We start from the raw sequence: 878 nt of genomic DNA, 5'->3' as shown, positions 1-878 counted from the left end.
CTGGCCAAAACTTTACCCAGGTCCTCCATTGAACGGGTACGGTAACTGCCGGGGCTGATTTTCGGACTTGGCTGCAAGGATATCCTTGCCCGATTCATCGAGTCATCGGGCAATTGACTGCAAATCGGACACAATGGATCAGGTAAAAACGAATGCCATGACCCATTAAGCGTTTTCAGATGGATGAATGCCACCCGCCCCTCAGAACGGGGCTGATCGCCGCTCATCGCCTTCCTTACTTCCTCCCCAATCAAATGAGACATCTGCAACAGACCTGAGCGCGACGCTGCGGCATCCCGCCCGATCCCGCCATTTCCCAGGAGCTGCTTTTTGATGCCCCACATTTCCTTTCGGTCACGCCCGGCCATGAGCTGCCTCAGGTCGGCACATTGGGAGCAGCCGGGTATGCCCGCTCGCACCAGCGGGCCGACCACACCTTCTCCAAACGATACGAACCCTCTCAGCCAAGGGATGTTTTGTGACCTTGCCAGCTCTTCCGCCTTCAAATGGACGGCGGGATCCCAGGCATCCTGCAGCACCAGGAGCAAAGCGGTGTCCTTAGGAATTCCTGCCGTGAAATCGGATAGGCGATGGACCTGGTATGTGCCGGATAAGTCCCGATGAACCTGGTCGGCCAATACGCCTTCCCCGACAACCGATACGTCAGTTTTCACCCTGATTCCCCCTCTCGCAAAAACACCCCGAACACCCCTGCCAGTTCTTCTTGCAAAACAGTTTCCGTTTCCACTTCGAAAACGAAGAGCCGCTTGCCGCCCTGTTCCACTGCCTGCATCGCGGAGCGTACCAATTCGGAACTCGCTGTCCCTTCACATGCAGGAATCACAAGGTCCTCTGCTGCGCGTTCTGCCGGATGCTCG

The 878-nt window shown here is 56.7% G+C and carries 1 protein-coding gene and 1 pseudogene; both read right to left on the bottom strand.

The features are described from left to right. A partial coding sequence (locus tag CVN76_RS01395; protein WP_157805435.1) for a TOMM precursor leader peptide-binding protein occupies nucleotides 1–674 on the bottom strand: 674 nt, incomplete at its 3' end. Then, nucleotides 671–878, bottom strand: a pseudogene (locus CVN76_RS01390) (bacteriocin maturation protein); the annotation flags it as partial. The pseudogene CVN76_RS01390 and the gene CVN76_RS01395, both read right to left, overlap by 4 nt.

The sequence above is a fragment of the Bacillus sp. mrc49 genome (assembly GCF_002803435.1).
Note: the sequence above shows the minus strand (reverse complement) of the source record. Positions and strands in the feature narration are given on the sequence as shown.